Genomic DNA, 18,801 nt, shown 5'->3' with positions numbered 1-18,801 from the left:
CACCCCAGCGAAAGCTGGGATGACGGCCAGGAACGGCGCCCTACCTTCCCGAAGTCGCCAGCCAGGCGGCCACATCCGCCGCCACCTTGTTCGCGGCGGCATTGAGCGGAGCGCCCACGCTGCTGGCGTCGATCTTGCCCCCGATCGGCGCGCTGGCGGTGAAGCGCTGCTTGGCGATGGCCGTGCCGCCCGGCCCGGTGAGCATCGCGTCATAGGTCACGACCGCGCTGTTGCTCGCCTCATCCACGCCGAAATCGACCAGCTCGCCCATCAGCCGCTGCCCGGCGTCGGCGGAATATTGGCCGGGGTCGAGCACGATGCGGTTGCTGGTGGCGGCGATGGTTTCGCCCAGCAGCTTCTGGAACAGGTGGCGCGGCGTGTCCGCCCATTGCACCTTCGTCACATAGGCGACCGACGTGGGGGAGGTGATCACCGGCACCCGCACCGTATCCAGCATCTTGGGCGCTTCGGGATCGGCCACCGTGATGGATGCGCCCGCCGATGCGCTGCGCAGCGTGCCCGGGGCGACCTTCTGCGCGGCGTTGAGCGACAGCAGCCGTTCGGGGGGCTTGCCGCCAAAGGACACGCAGCCGGCCAGCATCAATGCGCCGAGGGCCATGGGCATCAGGCCAAGTTTCCTGTGAAACATCATCATGTCCCTCTTATCGCTTGTAATCGGGCAATTTGGGCGATCCGACGATCGATCCCGCACCCTGCTGATCCAGTTTTTCCGCCACGCCGCGGAAGGAGCGCGACATTTCGCGCAGGTCGCGGACCAACTGGTTCACCTCCGGCATGGTCTGGTTGCTGAAGGCGTGGACGCCCGGCTGCGCCTCCGCAATGGTCTTGTCGAGCGTGTCGATGCTGCGCGTGGCCGACTGGATGCTCTTGCGCAGGTCGGCCAGCAGCGGACGGCCCTCATCATTGACCATGGCGTCGGTGGACGCGGCCAGCTTGCCGATCTGTTCGGCGGCGATGCCGGTGCGCTGCACGGCGATGCGCGCCTCGGCCAGCGTTGCCGCGATTTCGGGGCTGCGGTCGGCCAGCGAGCCGGAAATCCGCTCCACATTGGCCAATATGCCGGCGATGGACTGCTGATTCTTGTCGTTCAGCAATTCCGTCAGCCGCTCGGTCAGCGTCGACAGCCGCTCCAGCAACTGCGGCGCATTGTTGAGCAGCTCGCCCAGCGCCCCCGGCTTGGTCGGGATCACCGGTACGCCATCGGGGCAGGAGGCGAGGGGGTTTTCCGCCGGGCAGGTGATCGGCGGCGCGCCCTTGACCGCGCCGTCCAGCACGATTTCCGACACGCCGGTAAAGCCCACCCCGGCAATGGTCGCGGTGGTCCCTTGCAGGATCGGCGTCCCTTCCTTCACCGAAATGCGCACCTTCACGAAGCTGGGATCGCGCTTCCACAGCTCGATCTTCTCGACCTGACCGGACGGCACGCCGGAATAGTTGACGCTCGATCCCTTGGCGAGGCCGTTGACCGACTGTTTGAAGAAGATGTCATATTCCATATTGTCGCCCTGGGAGAGGCGCGAAAACCAGAAAGCCGCGATCATGATCGCCGCCAGCAGCAGCAGCGTGACCGTGCCCACCAGCACATGGTTGGAGCGGGTTTCCATATCCTATCGCCTCTTGTCCTTTTCGCGAGCGACCGCCGCCGTCGCGGCGCGCCCGCGCGGGCCGTTGAAATATTCCTGAATCCACGGATGATCGGTCGCCAGCAGCTCATCGATGGTGCCGACCGCCGTCACCTTCCTGTCCGCCAGCACCGCCACCCGGTCGCAGATCGAATAGAGCGTGTCGAGATCATGGGTGATGAGGAAGACGGTGAGGCCCAGCGTCTGCTGCAATTTCCGCGTCTGGTCGTCGAAGGCGGCCGCGCCGATGGGATCAAGCCCGGCCGTGGGTTCGTCGAGGAACAGCAGGTCGGGATCAAGCGCCAGCGCGCGCGCCAGCCCAGCGCGCTTCTTCATCCCGCCCGACAGTTCGGCGGGATATTTGGGGCCCGCCTCGGCGGGCAGGCCGGTCATGCGGATCTTGTAGGCGGCAATCTCGTCGCGCAGCTTGGGGCCGATGTTCGGATAATATTCGCGGATCGGCACCTCGACATTCTCCGCGACCGTCAGCGTCGAGAACAGCGCGCCGCCCTGGAACAGCACGCCCCAGCGCTTGCGGATCGCCAGCGCCTCATCGTCCAGCCGGCCGATCATCGATTCCCCGAAGACGTGGACCTCGCCCTCATCGGGGGTCTGGAGGCCGATGATGGAGCGCATCAGCACCGACTTGCCCGTCCCCGACCCGCCGACCACGCCCAATATCTCGCCCTTGCGCACGTCGAGGTTCAGCCCCTCATGCACGACCTGGTCGCCGAAGCTGTTGCGCAGGTTGCGGACCGATATGGCGACATCATCGCGCTCCAGCGCCTTTTCGACCCGCTCTTCCTCCGCGCTCATCGCTTCTTCGGGCGTCATCAGTTCCAGCCCACCCAGGTGAAGAAGACGGCAAAGAAGGCGTCGAGCACGATGACGAGGAAGATCGCCTGCACCACCGCCGACGTCGTGCGCAGCCCCACTTCCTCGGCATTGGCCTTGACCTGCATGCCCTGGAAACAGCCGGCGAGCGCGATGATGACGCCAAAGACCGGGGCCTTGATCAGCCCCACCCACAGGTCGTGGATCGGCACCACCTCCCGCAGCCGCTGGACGAAGGTGATGGGCGGAATGTCGAGCGACACCGCGCAGAGGAACCCGCCGCCGACGATCGCGACGATGGAGGAATAAAAGCCGAGCAGCGGCATCATCACGACGACGGCCAGCGTGCGCGGCAGCACCAGCGCCTCCATGGGCGACACGCCGATGGTGCGCATGGCGTCGACCTCCTCGGTCAGCTTCATCGTCCCCAGTTGCGCGGCGAAGGCGGAACCGGACCGGCCCGCGACCATGATCGCGGTCATCAGCACGCCGAGTTCACGAAAGGTGAGGCGCCCGACCAGGTTGATCGTCAGCATCTCCATGCCGAACTGGCGGAGCTGTACCGAACCCTGCTGGGCGATGACGATGCCGATCAGGAAGCTCATCAGGCCGATGATGCCGAGCGCCGATACGCCCACCACCTCGAACCGCTGGACCACCGCGTTGATGCGGAACCGGCTGGGATGGCGGATGACGTTCCACGTCGCCACCAGCGTTCCGCCGAAAAAGCCGAGCAGGCCCAGCATGGTGCTGCCCGCATTGACCACCGCTTCCCCGATCTGGCCGACGACGCGCTGCCAGGGCGGCACATAGTCGGGGCGGATGTTGACCGGTTCATCGACGCGGCCGACCGCCGCGATCAGCCGTTCCGCATCGCATTTGTCGCCCGTGATCTTGCAGTTCCAGCGCTTGATCGTGCGGTGCAGCACCCAGGCGCCGATCGTGTCCATATGTTCCACGCCCGACAGGTCGATGGTGTCGACCGGACCCTCTATCGCTTCCAGCCGGTCGGGCAGATGGTTGAGGCAAGCGATGGACATATTGCCCGAAAGCCGAATGACCGTCTCGCCGTCGCGGACTTCCTGAGCAAGATCAGCGGCTTTGTTCATCAAGGCGGTGGTGTGGTCCATTATCGGTTGCACGGCAAGCCGAAACGGCCCATCCGCACGATCAAACGAAGGGGCACCGCAAAAAGTTTCGGACATGGCATGACGCACAGGCTCGCAATCTACGATATGGACCGCACGGTCACCTTCAGCGGCACCTATACCGGCTTTCTGGTGCATGTCGCGAAACGCATGGCGCCGTGGCGTCTGGCGCTGTTTCCCGGCGTCGTCCTGCTGATGCTGGCCTATGTGCTGAAGCTGATCAGCCGGCAGCGGCTGAAGGAAATGAACCAGGCGCTGATGATCGGCCATAATGTCGAGCGTGCCCGGCTGATGCCGCATGTGGAAAGCTATGCGGCGAAGGTGGTGGCCCATAATGTCCGTGCGGGCGCGTTGGCGCAGATCGCGAAGGACAGGGCGGACGGCTATCGGCTGGTTCTCGCTACCGCCTCCTACCGCCTTTATGTCGAGCCGATTGCCCGGCGGCTGGGCTTCGATGCGGTGATCGCGACCGATCATCTCTCGCAGGATCTGCGCTATGTCCGCGCCAGGATCGCGGGCGAGAACTGCTACGACACCGGCAAGCTGCGCATGATCAAGGCGTGGATGGCGGCCGAGGCGATCGACCGCACGCAGGCGCATATCCGCGCCTATTCCGACCATGTGTCCGACGCGCCCATGCTGGAGTTCGCGGATATTCCCTTCGCGTCCAATCCGCACAAGCCGCTGGCGAAGCTGGCGGCGGAACGGGGATGGAAACGGGTGGACTGGGCGTAAGGCTCGATGGCGGCATAGGATGACGTGCTCCAGCCTTTGCAGGAGCATGATGCGCCGTTAAATCACCGGAGAAACCAGCGCCTTCCCGGCAAAATGCGCGGCGAGATTCGCCAACAGCATGTCCCGCATCCGCCCGACCGCCTCATAGGTCGCGCCGCCTGTATGCGGGGTCAGCACGATATTCGGCACATCGGCCCAGCGCGCCGCGGGCGTAGGCTCGCTCTCGAACACGTCCAGCGCCGCTCCGCCCAGCCGTCCCTCGCGCAGAGCCGCGATCAGTGCATCCTCATCCACCAATTGCCCCCGCGCGACATTCACCAGCAGCCCTTGTGGCCCCAGCGCGTCCATCACGGACGCATCGATCATCCCGCGATTCTCCTCGGTCGCCCTGGCCGCCACCACCATGACGTCACTGTCCCGCGCCAGCGCCGCCAGACTTTGCGCCCGTGGCCAGCGCAGTTCCGGCTTGTCTCGTGGCCCCCACCATCCGACCCTCATCCGCATCGCCCCGGCCCGTTCGGCCAAGGCGACCCCGATGCTCCCCATGCCGACGATGCCGATCCCCGCGCCCGCCATGGATCGGGTGAGCATCTTCGCGCCCGCGCTCCATTCACCCGACCGCACCTGCCGGTCGCCCAGCACGATCTGCCGCCGGTGCGCGAGGATCAACCCCAGGGCATGATCCGCGACATCCGCCGCATTGGCGTCCCCCGCATGGGTCACGGCCACGCCGCGCGCCCGTGCCCGGTCGAGATCCACCCCGTCATAGCCCACGGTGAAACAGGCGATCAGCCGCAGCGCCGCCATCCGCTCCAGCATCGCCGGGTCGAGCCGGAACTCGCCCGCCGTCACCAGCGCTTCGGCCTCCGCCAGCCGCGCCTGCCCGCTCTCCTCCCACAAGGCCATGACGTCATAATCGGGGGCCAGCACGTCCAGCAGCGGCGCCAGATGCGGCTGCGCCACCAGGATCACGGGGCGCGCTTCCCTCATCCCACCGCCCGCAAGGCCTGGGCGAAGTCCGCGATCAGATCTTCCGCATCCTCGCAGCCGATGGAGATGCGCACCATATTGTCGCTGATCGCCAGCGCCTTCTTGCGTTCGACGGGGACGGACAGATGCGTCATCGCCGCCGGATGGCTCGCCAGCGTCTCTGTCCCGCCCAGGCTGACGGCCAGCTTGGCGATCTTCAGCGCGTCCAGAAAGGCGAAGGCCTCCGCCTCGCCGCCCTTCAGGTAAAGCGAGAAGGTCGATCCTGCGCCCGTGCAATGCCGGCGGTAGATGTCCGCCTGTCGTTCGGTCTCCGGAAAGCCGAGATAGACGACCTTCTCCACCTGCGGCTGGTCCTTCAGCCAGGCACAGACCTTGGCCGCATTCTCGCCCGCGCGGCTCATGCGCAGTTCCAGCGTCTCCAGCGACCGCAGCAGCATCCAGGCGGAATGCGGGTCCAGGATCGTGCCGATGGTGTTCCGCATCAGCCGGATGGTGTTGATCAGCGTATTGGACCCCAGCACCCCGCCCGCGACCAGATCGCTGTGCCCGCCTGCATATTTGGTGAGGCTGTAGATGACGAGATCCGCCCCATGGCTCAGCGGATGCAGCCAGAGCGGCCCCAGGAAAGTATTGTCGATGGCGATGGGCGGTCGATATTCTTCGCCTGCGAAGGAAAAGTCGCGCCGCGCAACTACCGCCTCCAGATCGACGAGGACATTGGTCGGATTGGCCGGGCTTTCCAGATAGATCAGCGCCACGCGGCCCAGCGCCTTGGCCCGGTCGATCACCGCGCCGATCTCCTCCTCGCTCGCGCCCGCGGGGAAATCCAGCCACTGCACGCCGAACTTGCCGAGGATGCGTCCGATCAGCGATTCGGTCGCGGCATAGAGCGGCGCCGAATGGACGATCACGTCGCCCGGCTGCACCAAAGCCAGCAAGGTCGTTGCAATGGCGGACATGCCGCTGGAAAAGAGCAGGGCGTCCTCCGCCTCTTCCCAGACCGACAGCCGGTCCTCCGCAATCTCCTGATTTGGCCCATTGAAGCGCGAATAGACGAGGCCTTCGGCGCCGCCGGGGCGGATGCCAGTCACCCCCTCGAAATGCCGCTTGCCCGCTGCGGCGCTTTCGAAGGCGAAGGTGGAGGTGAGGAAGATCGGCGGCTTCAGCGAGCCTTCGGACAGAGTGGGATCATAGCCATGGCCCATCATCAACGTCGCGGGCTTCAGCTTGCGGCCTTCGATTTCCATGATCGGTTGCTTGGGGCGGCGGCGGTTGCGCGTGGGTTCCGCGCCCGTGAGGTCGGCTTCGGTTTCGCCGGTCATCGATGATCTCCTGCATGTTTGCGGCGTCTGTTGCGCCGCTGCGATGGCAGGGAGTGTAACGCTTTCGGGGGGGAAGGAGCCAGAGCGGATTGTTAGATTATTTCATGAAACCGAAGTTAAATTACTATGCGCTCCATATTCCTGCGCAGGAGCGCGGAGCGTTTTGAGGCGAGGTAGCGTTGAACAGGATGACGTTTATGTCTTCTCATCCTACATCCTCCCCATGAACCAACGCCTACCCGAACCGCTGGAGCAATGGTTCACGTCACGCGGCTGGGCGCCCCGCCGCCACCAGATCGACATGCTGAGCGCTGCCCGATCCGGCGACCACGCGCTGCTCGTCGCGCCCACCGGCGCGGGCAAGACCCTCGCCGGCTTCCTGCCGGCCCTGGCCGACCTCATCGAAAATCCCGGTGAGGGTCTCCACACCCTCTATGTCTCGCCCCTCAAGGCGCTCGCCGTCGACGTGCGGCGCAACCTTCTGACGCCCATCGAGGAAATGGGCCTGCCGATCCGGGTGGAAACCCGCACCGGCGACACCCCTTCCGACCGCAAGGCGCGCCAGCGCGCGCGCCCGCCGCAAATCCTGCTCACCACGCCGGAATCGCTGTCGCTGCTGCTGAGCTATCCCGACAGCTTCCTGATGTTCCCAGGCCTGAAGACGGTCATCATCGATGAGGTCCACGCCTTCGCCACGCAAAAGCGCGGCGACATCCTCAACCTTTCCCTGTCCCGCCTCCAGAGCATCAATCCGGGCCTTCGCCGCGTGGCGCTGTCGGCGACCGTCGCCGATGTCGACGCCTATCGGGCCTGGCTGGCCCCGGACGGGGACATCGGCGCCGTCACTCCGGTCTTGGGAGAGGCGGGCGCCGATCCCCATGTCGCCATCCTCATCCCCGAAGGGCGCATTCCCTGGTCCGGGCACTCCGGCAAATATGCCGCCCGGCAGGTGATGGAGGAGATCGAGCGCCGCGCCACGACATTGGTCTTCTGCAACACGCGCGGCCTGGCGGAACTGATCTTCCAGGAACTCTGGTCGGTGAACGAGGCGAACCTGCCCATCGCCATCCATCATGGCAGCCTTTCCATCGAAGCGCGAAGGAAGGTGGAGGCGGCGATGGCGGCCGGCAGGCTGCGCGCGCTGGTCGCCACCGCCTCGCTCGATCTCGGCGTCGACTGGGGCAATGTGGACTGCGTGATCCAGATGGGCGCCCCCAAGGGCAGTTCGCGCCTGCTCCAGCGCATCGGGCGGGCCAATCACCGCCTCGACATGGCGTCCGAGGCGATCCTCATCCCCGGCAACCGTTTCGAATATCTCGAAGCCCGCGCCGCGCTGGACGCGGTGGAGGCGGGCGAGCGCGACACCGACGATTTCCGTCCGGGCAGCCTGGACGTCCTTGCCCAGCATGTCATGGGCCTCGCCTGCGCAGCGCCCTTTCGGGCGGAAGATCTGCTGGCGGAAGTCCGGTCGGCCACCCCCTATGGCGCGTTGACGGAGGAAGCCTTTGCCAATGTCCTCCATTTCATCGAGGGCGGCGGCTATGCCCTGCGCGCCTATGACCGCTTCAAGCGGCTGACGCTTGGACCTGACGGTCTATGGCGCGTCTCCCATCCGCGCTTCATCCAGCAGCATCGCCTCAACGCCGGCATCATCGTCGACCAGCCCGCGCTCGCCGTCCGCTTCGCCAATGGGCGCAAGCTCGGCACGGTGGAGGAGGGCTTCGCCGCCACCTTGAGCCCCGGCGACTGCTTCTTCTTTTCCGGCACCGCATTGGAAGTGGTCCGTATGGACAGCACCGACCTCATCGTCCGCGCGACGTCCAGGCAGGCACGCATCCCGAGTTGGGGCGGCACGCGCATGGCCATGTCCACGCGGCTGGCCGACCGCGTCCGCCACTTCCTGGCCGAACCGGAGCGATGGTCCCGCTTTCCCGACGATGTGCGCGAATGGCTGGAGGTGCAGAAATATCGCTCGGCCCTGCCCGAACCGGGGCAATTGCTGATCGAGACATTCCCGCATGAGGGGCGGCACTATCTCGTCTGCTACAGTTTCGAAGGCTGGAACGCGCATCAGTCGCTGGGCATGCTGCTGACCCGCCGCATGGATGCGCAGGGCTTGATGCCGATGGGCTTCGTTTCCAACGACTATGCGCTGGCCGTCTATGGGCTGAAGCCGATCACGGACCCGCAGAGCCTCTTTTCGGCCGACATATTGGATCATGAATTCATCGAATGGGTCGAACAGTCGAGCCTGCTCAAGCGCGCCTTTCGCGACGTGGCCGTCATTTCCGGCCTGATAGAGCGCCAGCATCCCGGCAAGCGCAAGACGGGTCGGCAGGTCACTTTCTCGACCGACCTCATCTACGACGTGCTGCGCAAATATCAACCCGATCATCTGCTGCTGAAGGCGGCGTGGGCCGATGCCCGCGCACGGATGACCGACGTGGGACGGTTGGGCGACCTGATCGACCGCGCATCGGCCACCATGCTGCATGTCAATCTCGACCGGGTGAGCCCGCTCGCCGTCCCCGTGCTGATCCTCATCGGACGCGAGCAGGTCGCCCAGCATGAGGTGGAGGATGCCCTGCTCATCGAGGCCGAAGCCCTTGTTGCGGAAGCCATGCGCCCGGATTGAATGGGTGGTGGAGGCAGCCGGTCATTACGGCATTCATCGCCTCTGTCTTTGGGGAGTGGCGCAGCGGACGGCCATCTTCACCGATTCCAACGCACGGCGCTTCATGGATCAGACAAAATGAAGAGGGGCCGCGCAGATAAGCTACGCGGCCCCTCTTTCGTTCAGTATTTCGCAGCGCTTCAGGCGGCCTGCTTCTCAGCCTTGTAGCGTTCGATCGCTTCCAGGGTGATGCGCTTGGCGTCTTCCGCGCCGCCCCAGGTGCCGATGCGCACCCACTTCTTCTTTTCCAGATCCTTATAGTGGGTGAAGAAATGCTCGATCTGCTCCATGACGATGCCGGGCAGGTCGTCCTTCTCACCAACGTTCGAATAATAGGGGAAGACCGAATCCGCCGGCACGCAGACCAGCTTTTCGTCGCCGCCCGCTTCATCCTCCAGGTTCAGCACGGCGATCGGGCGGGCCGCGACCACGGCGCCGGGAATGAAGGGCGAGCGGGCGATGACCAGCGCGTCCAGCGGATCGCCATCGGGCGACAGCGTGTGCGGCACAAAGCCGTAATTGGCCGGATAGCGCATCGGCGTATGCAGGATGCGGTCCACGAACAGCGCGCCCGACGCCTTGTCGAACTCATATTTGACGGGCTCGCCACCGACCGGAACCTCGATGATGACATTCAGGCTGTTGGGCGGATCGTCGCCCACCGGGATCAGTTCGATATTCATGGGACTTCAAGCCTTTTTCGATACGCGTTGGCGCTACGGGTGATTATGTTTTCGGTTTCAGCAGCCGGTCCAGGCTGCCTTCACCCTCTCCTGTCTTTTCGAGGCGCGGATAGCGCAGGCCGCCGGAATATGCGAGGGTCAAAGTGCGATAATATTTGTCCTGCTTCACTATGATCTGGAGCGGCTTTCCGGACTTGATCGCCGCCTTGAACACATCGCCCGAATATTCATCGCCATTGATCGCGAGGATCTTCGATCCGGTCGCCAGGCCAGCCTTGAAGGCCGGACTGTCCCAGACGACGTTGCTGATCTCGCCGTCATTCTTGACGATCATGCCGATGCCGAAGCTCTGGTCGGTGAACTTGCCCGATCCTTCGACCGCCTTGGTGATGGCCCCCGGCGTGTCGCCATAGACCAGCCTGTAGCCGCCCAGCGTGAAGCCGCCCTTGGGTGTCTCCCTGGTCGTGCTGTCGACATATTTCTGGAAGAAGCCCGCCCAGTCATAGGGCGCGACTGCGTTGAGCGTCTTGATGACGTCGCCGCGATTATAGACGACCTGTCCCCAATCGCCCGGATTGATGCCGAAAAAGGCCCTGGCGAAATCGTCCAGGCCCTTGGCGCCCCTGGTCTGCTGGCGGATGATCGCATCCGCTTCCAGCCAGATCATCAGGCCTTCATTGTAATAATCCTCCGACCGCTGCCAGCTCGACCAGCCCTTGGGACGGCGGGCGGAGATGATGGGATCATGGGTGGTGTCCTCCATCGGCCGCCACTCGCGGCCCCGCGCCGTATCCAGCTTGGCCGCGATATGGGCATAGGCGTCCAGCGTTTCCTGCTTGGAGAACAGCCCGGACCGCGCGCCCAGCACATAGCCCCAGAACTGCGTCTGCCCTTCATAGACCCACAGCAGATTGTCCTGCATCGGCACGTTGAAATCGGGTGTCCACAGCAGGTCCGGACGGCGGAACTTGCCGTCCCAGCTATGGGTGAATTCATGCGGCAAGAGGTTGCGGTCCAGCAGCGCATCGCCGTCGCCCCATTTCTTGAAATAGCCCGGCTCGACCTGATTCTCCGACGACCGGTGATGCTCCAGCCCGATGCCGCCCATCTCGTCGGTGATGGCGAACAGGAAGTCATAATGGTCGAAATGATAGGTGCCGAACAGTGCGCCCGCTTCATCGACCAGCTTCTTGTGCCTGGCGATCTGGTCGGGTTTGGCGTCCAGTTCGTCGGCATCGTCCGCGACGATGTTGAGCGTCACATTATGGCCCAGGTCCACGGGCTTGAAATGAAGGCCCGCGAACACCGGCGAATCCTGCAAGGCTTCATAGTCGATCGTCTCATAGGCAACGGTCGATCCGGTCTTCTTGCCCCGCAAGGCTGTCGCGGCCTGCCAGCCGTCGGGATAGGTCACGGTCGCCTGGATCGGAATCTGCCGCGTATAATAGCCCGCCGGATAGAGCGACACCGACTCCCACTGGATATTGAGCATCTTGGGCGTGACGACGACGCGGCCCTGATTGGGCTGGGTGGCGGACAGGAACTGAAAGGATGCGACGACCTGTTTCGTCCACTGCGGCACGTCGATCACAAAGCCATAGACGTTGAGCGGATCGCGCTTCCACGCCAGCGGCTTGCCGTCGGCCGTGAAGCTGAGGCCGGTCAGCTTCTCGATCTGTCCGCGCGGCGCATGGTTGCCCGGCAGCCATTGCGGCATCAGCAGCGTCATCGGACCGGCTGCGGCGACGGGGATGGTTTCCTTCACCCGGAAGATGCGCTGCACCGTATCGGTGGCGTCGACCTCCAGCCTGATCGTGCCGCCGGGATAGGGCGCATCCTTGGGCGCCGGCGCGGCATAGTCGACCGGCAGCGCCGTAGGTTTGGAGCGGATCGCATCCTGCGCGATCAGCGGGGTTGCGATCGCCGTGGAAAGGAAAAGGGCGGCAGCAAGGCTGCGGATCATGAACATCTCCGAAAAAGCGTGCGGTCGAACGACCGTATAACAACAGCATGGCGAGCCATTCCGCTCTCGTCCACCCCCAACTCTTCTTGGCATATTTTACGACAAAAAAGCGCGTTTCCTTGAGCCGTCTTTATCGTTAAAGGCGCTGCCCCATGGCGAAGATCGAAACCCCGCGCCCGGTGCGCGGCACGCAGGACATGCTGGGCGGCACGAGTGAAGCGTTTCAGGAACGTTTCGCCCATGTGGTCGCGACCTTCGACCGGGTGCGCAGGCTCTACGGATTCCAGCGGGTGGAAGTGCCGGTGTTCGAATCGACGGCGGTGTTCGCCCGGTCGCTGGGCGAAAGTACGGACGTCGTTTCCAAGGAAATGTACACGTTCGAGGATCGCGGCGGCGACAGCATCACCCTGCGCCCGGAATTCACGGCAGGCATTTCCCGCGCCTATATCACCGAGGGTTGGCAGCAATATGCGCCGCTGAAGGTCGCGACCCACGGCCCGCTCTTCCGCTACGAGCGTCCGCAAAAGGGCCGCTTCCGCCAGTTCCACCAGCTCGACGCGGAGATCATCGGCGCGGGTGAGCCGGGCGCGGACGTGGAACTGCTGGTGCTGGCCGACCAGTTGCTGCGCGAACTGGGCGTATCGGAAGGCGTGACGCTCAACCTCAACACGCTGGGCGACGGGCCGAGCCGCGAAGCGTGGCGCGCCGCGCTGATCGCGCATTTCGAGGCGCATCGGGATCAGCTTTCGGAAGAGAGCCTTGATCGCCTGCACCGCAATCCGCTGCGCATCCTCGACAGCAAGGACCCACGCGACCGTCCGGTGGCGGACAGCGCGCCGGACATCGACGCCTATCTGACCGAGGAAGCGCGGACCTTTTTCGAGAAGGTGACGGCGGGTCTCGACGCGGCGGGCGTGGCGTGGGAGCGCAACGCCCGGCTGGTGCGCGGCCTCGATTATTACCGCCACACGGCGTTCGAATTCATCACCGACCGGCTCGGCGCGCAGGGCACGGTGCTGGGCGGCGGGCGCTATGACGGGCTGATCGAGAATCTCGGCGGCCCCTCGACCCCGGCGGTCGGCTGGGCGGCGGGGATCGAGCGGCTGGCGATGCTGGTGGATATGCCGGAGATTGCCGGCCCGACCGTCGCCGTCATACCCATGGGCGAAGCCGCCGAAGTCAGGGCCACCGGCATCATCGCCGACCTGCGCCGCGCGGGCATTGCCTGCGACATGGGCTATCGCGGCAACATGAAGAAGCGGATGCAGCGGGCCAATGCTTCGGGCGCGGCCTGGGCGGTGATCCTGGGGGACGACGAACTGGCGCGGGGGGAGGCGGCCGTCCGCAATCTCGGCACGGGCGAACAGGAAGCCGTCGCCCTAGATGCGCTGATCGGGAAACTGGCAACGCGCTGATGCATATCTCCGCCGAACGCATCGCGCAGATCGAAGCGCGCCGGGACGAGGTGCAGGCGTCGATGACGCGTGCCGACCTCGCGCCGGAGGAGTTCGTGCGGCTGTCCAAGGAATATGCCGAGATCGAGCCGGTGGCCAGGGCCGCGCACGAAGTCCGCCGGCTGCGCCAGGAACTGAGCGCCCTCGAATATATGGCGGGCGGCGAGGATGCGGATTCCGATCCGCTGATGCGCGAAATGGCGCAGGAGGAGATGCAACTGATCAAGAGTCGGTTGCCCGATGCCGAACGCGCCCTCGCGCTGCAATTGCTGCCCAGGGATGCCGCCGACGCGCGCCCGGCCATGCTGGAAATCCGCGCGGGGACGGGCGGCGACGAAGCGGCGCTGTTCGCGGGCGACCTGTTCCGCATGTATCAGCGCTATGCCGACGCGCAGGGCTGGAAGATGGAACTCATTTCCGCCAACGCCTCCGAAGTCGGTGGTTATAAGGAGGTCGTCGCCAGCGTCACCGGCACCGGCGTCTTCGCCAAGCTGAAGTTCGAAAGCGGCGTCCACCGTGTCCAGCGCGTTCCGGTCACGGAAAGCGGAGGACGCATCCACACCTCCGCCGCCACCGTCGCGGTGCTGCCGGAGCCGGAGGAGGTCGATGTGCAGATCGCGGACAGCGACCTCAAGATCGACATCTACCGGGCGTCCGGCGCGGGTGGCCAGCACGTCAACACCACCGATTCCGCCGTGCGCATCACCCACTTGCCCTCCGGCATCGTGGTGACGCAGCAGGACGAGCGATCCCAGCACAAGAACAAGGCGAAGGCGATGCAGGTGCTGCGCGCCCGCCTGTATGAGATGGAACGCGAGCGCGCCCAGAGCGAACAGGCCGGTGCGCGCAAGGCGATGGTGGGCTCCGGCGATCGGTCCGAACGCATCCGCACCTATAATTTCCCGCAAGGGCGGGTGACGGACCATCGCATCAACCTGACCCTGCACCGCCTGCCCGAAATCCTCGAAGGACCGGGCTTGTCCGAAGTCATCGACGCGCTGGTGGCGGAGGACGAAGCCGCCCGCCTCGCCCAACTGGATGGCGTGGCGTGATGCCGTCGCCCTCTCAACACCATCCGTCATTCCCGCGTAGGCGGGAATCCATCTCCCATAAGTTGCGACTTGGTGCAGCGTCTGGAGATGGGTTCCCGCTTTCGCGGGAATGACAAATATGGGGGTCGCTCCAGCCTTGCGTCAGGCAACCGAGCGCCTCGCCCTCATCAGCGCGACCCCGCGCCTCGACGCGGAACTGCTCCTCGCCCATGCGCTGGAGATCGATCGCAACGAGATGCTGATGCGCCAGCGCGACCTCAGCGTCCCGCCCGGTTTCGAAGCGCTGCTCCAACGCCGCCTGACCGGCGAACCCATCGCCTATATCACCGGCGCGCGCGATTTCTGGACGATCAGCCTGCGCGTCACGCCCGATGTCCTCATTCCCCGTCCTGACAGCGAGACGCTGATCGAGGCCGCTCTCGACCATTTCGGCGCGCGGAGTCCCGCCCGCATCCTCGACCTCGGCACCGGTTCCGGCGCGCTGCTGCTTGCGGCGCTCAGCCAATGGCCGCAGGCAAGCGGGGTGGGCGTCGATATTTCCCCGGCGGCGCTGGCGGTCGCCCGGGGCAATGCCGATCGGCTGGATCTCAGCGAACGCGCCTATTTCCGGATGGGCGACTGGGCGGAGGGAATGGACGGCTCCTTCGACCTGATCCTGATCAATCCACCCTATATCGCCCGCGACGTTGCGTTGGCGGGCGACGTCCTCCATGAGCCCGAAAGCGCCCTTTTCGCAGGCGCGGACGGGCTGGACGACTATCGCCGGATCGCGCCGATGCTGCCCCGGCTGCTGGCGCCGGACGGGATGGCCGCCATCGAGATCGGCTACGACCAACGGCTCAGCGTCTCCACCCTGCTTGCCGATCAAGGACTTAGCGTCGGGGTCCGCCACGATCTCGCCGGTCATGACCGCTGCCTGATCGCAACCTTGGCTCCATCCGTCTGACCCGGCGAAGGATTTGCGCCGGCACAAGCTAAAATTGCTTGGTTTATGGCCGGGAAGCCACTACATGGAGCTTAGGGACGGCACTATCCTGAGGATCTGCCCTGTGGGGCCGCGACAAGAAAAGGCCGTTTTCCCGCTCCTTCAAAGTCACGACGGCGCTGCTGCGCAGGCGCCTCTGGCAGGTCAAGGGCATAGGCCGATCGCTCGGCCCCTGCCTGGCGGAGCCTTATCCGGCCTGATGGTCAGGCCGTGCTGAAGGATGGCGACTGAACAGTGTTTTTCCGTGAATGATGGCAAAGTGAACGCAAGGATCAGCTCTTGATCAACAACAGGCAGGCCGGTCGCCGGAATCGCGGCCGGAACAACAATAATGGCCGGCCCAACGGTGGCAATCGGGGCGGCGGTGACAATGGCAACCGGATCGACAGCCGCGCACGCGGCAATGCGGCCCAGCTTCTTGAAAAATACAAGAATATGGCGCGCGATGCCCAGATGGCGGGCGATCGGGTGAATGCGGAATATTATCTGCAGTTTGCCGATCATTATTTCCGCGTGCTGGCCGACAATCGCGCCCGTCAGGAGGAGCAGCAGCAACGCTTCCGCCCGCGCGACGAAAGCTTCGACGAGAATTTCGACGATTTCGATGCCGGGGACGAAGCGGGCGAGGACGGGCGCGCCGATCAGGCGAGCGACCGCGGGCAGGACTTCGATCGCCGTCGGGACGAGCAGCGCGATTATCGCGAAGGCCGGAACGACCGCAATCGGCGCGATCGCAATGACCGTAACGATCGTAACGAACGGCGCCGGGAACGGCCGCCGGTAGAGGAAGTGGCCATCGAGGAAGCCGTGGAACAGCGGCAGCCCGAAACCGCGCCTCAGCCGTCGGCCCCCATGCAGGCCGCTCCGGAATCGCAGCCCGAGGCTGAGGCTCCCCGCGCCCGTCGCGGACGTCCGCGCAAGGCGGCGGCCGCGCAGGAGGAAGGCCAGGGCGGTCTGGATCTGGCGGTGCTGCCGCCCTCGATCGCGCGCGCCGACAATGATGCGGAACCTGCCGCTGAAGCCCCGCGCAAGCGCACCCGCCGGGCCCGGCCTGCTGCTGAAGCCGCCGAATAGGCGCCGGTTCCGCCCGGATGGGCGGGGGACGAGCGTCAAGAAAAGGGGACAGTGCCGCTGCGCTGTCCCCTTTTTCATGCTTCCGGCTCGGCCTTGACGGGATCAGGCAGTGGGCAGCGGACGCGGCCGGTGATTTTCATCCAAAGCGACGAAGGTGAACAGGCCGCTGGTCAGTTCGACCTTCGTCTCCTGCGGTCCCCGCGTCGCGACGACATCGATCCGGATGGCGACCGATGTCCGTCCCCGCCTTTCCTCATGGGCATAGACCGACACGATGTCGCCCAGCAGGATCGGGGCAATGAACGTCATGCCCTCTATCGCGACGGTCGCTACGGCGCCCCGGGCGATCCGGGCGGCGATGATGCCGCCGGCAATGTCCATCTGGCTCAACACCCAGCCGCCGAAAATATGCCCATTGGCGTTGATGTCCGTGATGTGCGGCACCACGCGCAACACCACTTCGCCCTTTTCGTCAGTCATCACTGGAAACCTCATCCTTCATCCGGTCGATGACCTGTTCGTCATGTCCCGTTCCGCTCGACAAAAATGCCAGCGCCATCAGACCCGTCCCCAACATGAACGTCAACCAGACGCCCAATATGGTGGCGATGACCATATGGATCGGCATGGGGCCCGCCCACCAGCGCAGGAAGAGCAGCGCCGCCCCGACGCACAATGCGCCGCTCAGCGCCATCCATCCCATGATGCGGCGGAACCGCCGCCATGCGACCTGCGCGACCTGCGGGTCATCAAGTCCTTGTCTGTGCGTCATCCCTTTCCTTTGGAGTGTGAAAGTGGGATCATCAAGGGACTGAGGCATTTAGCCGGCAGGCAGGGAGACGGACCATGACGATCGCGGCGATTCTGCAACGCAAGGGACAGGATGTCGTCCAGGCGCAATCGGGCGACACGGTCCTGTCGGTGGTGCAATTGCTGGCCGAGCGGCGGATCGGCTGCGTCCCGGTGGTGGATGACGGCAAGGTGGTCGGCATCTTTTCCGAACGCGACCTGGTCTATCGCGTGGCGCAGGAGGGCGCGGGGGTTCTGGAGCGTCCGGTGGGGGAGATCATGACGGCTCCGGCGATCACCACGGACGAGCGGACGCCCGTCATCCACTGCCTGTCGCTGATGACGAAGCGGCGCATCCGGCATCTGCCCGTCGTGGTCGACGGCGCGCTGGTCGGACTGGTGTCGATAGGCGATCTGGTGAAGTTCCGCATCGATTCGATCGAATCGGAAGCGGCCGCCCTGCGCGACTATATTCAGACCGCCTGACCCGTTTCACGCGGGCGCCTCGACCGGCGGGGCCCGCCGAACGACAAGCGCGACCAGCTCCATCAGCGTCCCCCGTGCGCACAGCATCAGCGCGGCCAGAAAGGCCAGGCCCCCCGCCGGAACCAATATCCCCAGCCGGATCGGCGCGGCGAGGGGCGGCAGCAACCGGTCGACCGCCATCACCGCCGCAGCCATCAACAGCGAGCAGCCAAGCCCCGGTGCGGTCGCCCGCATCAGGTCGATCAGCCGCAACCCCATCGGCGCGCCAGCCAGCCGGGCGGTGATGAGCGTGAGTATCGGAAAGGCGCACAGCCACGCCCAGGCCAGCCCAATCGCTCCGAAACGAATCCCGATCAAGAAGGCCGCCGGCATCAGCACCGCGCCCACCGCCGCCACCCGCGCCGTCGTCCCCGGCCGGCCCAGCGCATTGCTGACCGGCGCGAACATCACCTGCAACGTCATGAACGGCATGGCGAGCGCCAGAATCGCGACGAAAGGCGCCATGTCCCGCCACTTCGCGCCGAACAGCGTCTCGACCAAAGGCCCCGCTGTCGCCGCCATGCCCAGATAGACCGGGCAGCTGATCAGCAGCAGCAGCCGCACCGCCTTGCAGAAGGACCATGCGATTCGCGACGGGTCCTTCTGCATCCGCGCATAGGCAGGGAAGGCCACGTCGTTGAGCGGCGGGATGAATTTGCTGACGAAGATCTGCGTCAGGAACAGCGCTTCGGCATAAAGGCCCAGTTGATGCGGCTCCAGCACGCGCCCGCCGATGAAGATGTCGGCCTGACTCTGCACGATCCAGAAAAGCTGCCCCCCCAGCAGCGACGCGCCATAGGCCACCATCGCTCCGGTCCCGCGGAAATCGAAGCTGGGAATCGGCATGAACCCGGTCGCCAGCACATAGCCTATGCCCTTGACCCAGAATCCCGCAATCGGCGCGAACACCAATGTCCAGACGCCCCAGCC

The 18,801-nt window shown here is 65.1% G+C and carries 18 protein-coding genes (1 of these 18 running past the window's edge); 7 read left to right on the top strand and 11 right to left on the bottom strand.

Annotation, left to right across the window (positions count from 1 at the left end; all coding sequences use genetic code 11):
* Nucleotides 1–40: 40 nt before the first annotated feature.
* The 4 genes from LDB29_RS16795 to LDB29_RS16780 are packed head-to-tail and all read right to left on the bottom strand — an operon-like array spanning nt 41 to nt 3,586.
* The gene (locus tag LDB29_RS16795) at nt 41–655 is read right to left on the bottom strand and encodes an ABC-type transport auxiliary lipoprotein family protein (protein WP_257554866.1); all 615 of its coding nucleotides are present in this window, start codon (nt 653–655) and stop codon (nt 41–43) included.
* 7 nt (nt 656–662) lie between these two features.
* Entirely contained in the window at nt 663–1,625 is a 963-nt protein-coding gene (locus tag LDB29_RS16790) for an MlaD family protein (RefSeq protein ID WP_044660606.1), read from the bottom strand.
* A gap of 3 nt (nt 1,626–1,628) precedes the next feature.
* On the bottom strand, nt 1,629–2,477 hold the full coding sequence (locus LDB29_RS16785; RefSeq protein ID WP_044660607.1) for an ABC transporter ATP-binding protein: 849 nt from the start codon (nt 2,475–2,477) through the stop codon (nt 1,629–1,631).
* A complete protein-coding gene (locus LDB29_RS16780) occupies nt 2,477–3,586 on the bottom strand; it encodes an ABC transporter permease (RefSeq protein WP_025550762.1) in 1,110 nt (369 codons plus the stop codon). Before LDB29_RS16780 ends, LDB29_RS16785 begins: the two co-directional genes overlap by 1 nt.
* A gap of 99 nt (nt 3,587–3,685) precedes the next feature.
* Between LDB29_RS16780 and LDB29_RS16775 the strand changes: the two genes are divergently transcribed.
* Nucleotides 3,686–4,360: an HAD family phosphatase gene (locus LDB29_RS16775; RefSeq protein ID WP_025550761.1), complete on the top strand. Its 675-nt coding sequence runs from the start codon at nt 3,686–3,688 to the stop codon at nt 4,358–4,360.
* Nucleotides 4,361–4,417: 57 nt separating this feature from the next.
* Here the strand turns inward: LDB29_RS16775 and LDB29_RS16770 are convergent, their stop codons facing one another.
* Together LDB29_RS16770 and LDB29_RS16765 are read right to left on the bottom strand one after the other, a co-directional pair.
* A complete protein-coding gene (locus tag LDB29_RS16770) occupies nt 4,418–5,350 on the bottom strand; it encodes a 2-hydroxyacid dehydrogenase (protein ID WP_257554859.1) in 933 nt (310 codons plus the stop codon).
* On the bottom strand, nt 5,347–6,672 hold the full coding sequence (locus LDB29_RS16765; protein WP_025550758.1) for a cystathionine gamma-synthase family protein: 1,326 nt from the start codon (nt 6,670–6,672) through the stop codon (nt 5,347–5,349). The genes LDB29_RS16770 and LDB29_RS16765 overlap by 4 nt, the downstream gene beginning before the upstream one ends.
* A gap of 223 nt (nt 6,673–6,895) precedes the next feature.
* Between LDB29_RS16765 and LDB29_RS16760 the strand changes: the two genes are divergently transcribed.
* The gene (locus LDB29_RS16760) at nt 6,896–9,307 is read left to right on the top strand and encodes a ligase-associated DNA damage response DEXH box helicase (protein WP_025550756.1); all 2,412 of its coding nucleotides are present in this window, start codon (nt 6,896–6,898) and stop codon (nt 9,305–9,307) included.
* Between the two features lie 179 nt (nt 9,308–9,486).
* On the opposite strand, the gene ppa is transcribed toward LDB29_RS16760, so the two are convergent.
* Both ppa and LDB29_RS16750 read right to left on the bottom strand, forming a co-directional pair.
* Nucleotides 9,487–10,029: an inorganic diphosphatase gene (gene ppa / locus LDB29_RS16755; protein WP_025550754.1), complete on the bottom strand. Its 543-nt coding sequence runs from the start codon at nt 10,027–10,029 to the stop codon at nt 9,487–9,489.
* Nucleotides 10,030–10,072: 43 nt separating this feature from the next.
* Nucleotides 10,073–11,992, bottom strand: coding sequence for a M61 family metallopeptidase (locus LDB29_RS16750; RefSeq protein ID WP_025550752.1), 1,920 nt, complete (start codon nt 11,990–11,992; stop codon nt 10,073–10,075).
* Between the two features lie 152 nt (nt 11,993–12,144).
* Here LDB29_RS16750 and hisS point away from each other — a divergent pair, with 152 nt between their 5' ends.
* From hisS to LDB29_RS16730, 4 genes are all read left to right on the top strand, one after another.
* Complete coding sequence (gene hisS / locus LDB29_RS16745) at nt 12,145–13,407, top strand: histidine--tRNA ligase (protein WP_025550750.1); 1,263 nt, start codon at nt 12,145–12,147, stop codon at nt 13,405–13,407.
* Complete coding sequence (gene prfA / locus LDB29_RS16740; protein WP_025550749.1) at nt 13,407–14,498, top strand: peptide chain release factor 1; 1,092 nt, start codon at nt 13,407–13,409, stop codon at nt 14,496–14,498. The genes hisS and prfA overlap by 1 nt, the downstream gene beginning before the upstream one ends.
* Nucleotides 14,499–14,616: 118 nt before the next feature.
* The gene (gene prmC / locus LDB29_RS16735; protein WP_257554854.1) at nt 14,617–15,444 is read left to right on the top strand and encodes a peptide chain release factor N(5)-glutamine methyltransferase; all 828 of its coding nucleotides are present in this window, start codon (nt 14,617–14,619) and stop codon (nt 15,442–15,444) included.
* A 318-nt stretch (nt 15,445–15,762) separates the two neighbouring features.
* Nucleotides 15,763–16,557, top strand: coding sequence for a DUF4167 domain-containing protein (locus LDB29_RS16730; RefSeq protein ID WP_025550745.1), 795 nt, complete (start codon nt 15,763–15,765; stop codon nt 16,555–16,557).
* A gap of 102 nt (nt 16,558–16,659) precedes the next feature.
* Here LDB29_RS16730 and LDB29_RS16725 read toward each other — a convergent pair whose 3' ends face one another.
* Both LDB29_RS16725 and LDB29_RS16720 read right to left on the bottom strand, forming a co-directional pair.
* Nucleotides 16,660–17,037 (bottom strand): acyl-CoA thioesterase, encoded by a 378-nt coding sequence (locus tag LDB29_RS16725; protein ID WP_025550743.1) that lies wholly within the window; start codon nt 17,035–17,037, stop codon nt 16,660–16,662.
* Complete coding sequence (locus LDB29_RS16720) at nt 17,030–17,329, bottom strand: hypothetical protein (RefSeq protein WP_025550741.1); 300 nt, start codon at nt 17,327–17,329, stop codon at nt 17,030–17,032. The genes LDB29_RS16725 and LDB29_RS16720 overlap by 8 nt, the downstream gene beginning before the upstream one ends.
* Nucleotides 17,330–17,403: 74 nt before the next feature.
* On the opposite strand from LDB29_RS16720, the gene LDB29_RS16715 reads away from it, so the two are divergent.
* Entirely contained in the window at nt 17,404–17,832 is a 429-nt protein-coding gene (locus LDB29_RS16715) for a CBS domain-containing protein (protein ID WP_025550739.1), read from the top strand.
* A 6-nt stretch (nt 17,833–17,838) separates the two neighbouring features.
* On the opposite strand, the gene LDB29_RS16710 is transcribed toward LDB29_RS16715, so the two are convergent.
* Nucleotides 17,839–18,801, bottom strand: partial view of a lipopolysaccharide biosynthesis protein gene (locus LDB29_RS16710; protein ID WP_025550737.1) — the 3' portion only. 525 nt of this gene lie beyond the right edge of the window; the window shows 963 of its 1,488 coding nt (coding positions 526–1,488); its start codon lies off the right edge, out of view; its stop codon occupies nt 17,839–17,841.

This window comes from Sphingobium sp. CFD-2 (assembly GCF_024611135.1).
GTDB classification, from domain to species: Bacteria; Pseudomonadota; Alphaproteobacteria; order Sphingomonadales; family Sphingomonadaceae; genus Sphingobium; species Sphingobium fuliginis.
This window is presented reverse-complemented; position numbering and strand designations above follow the sequence as displayed.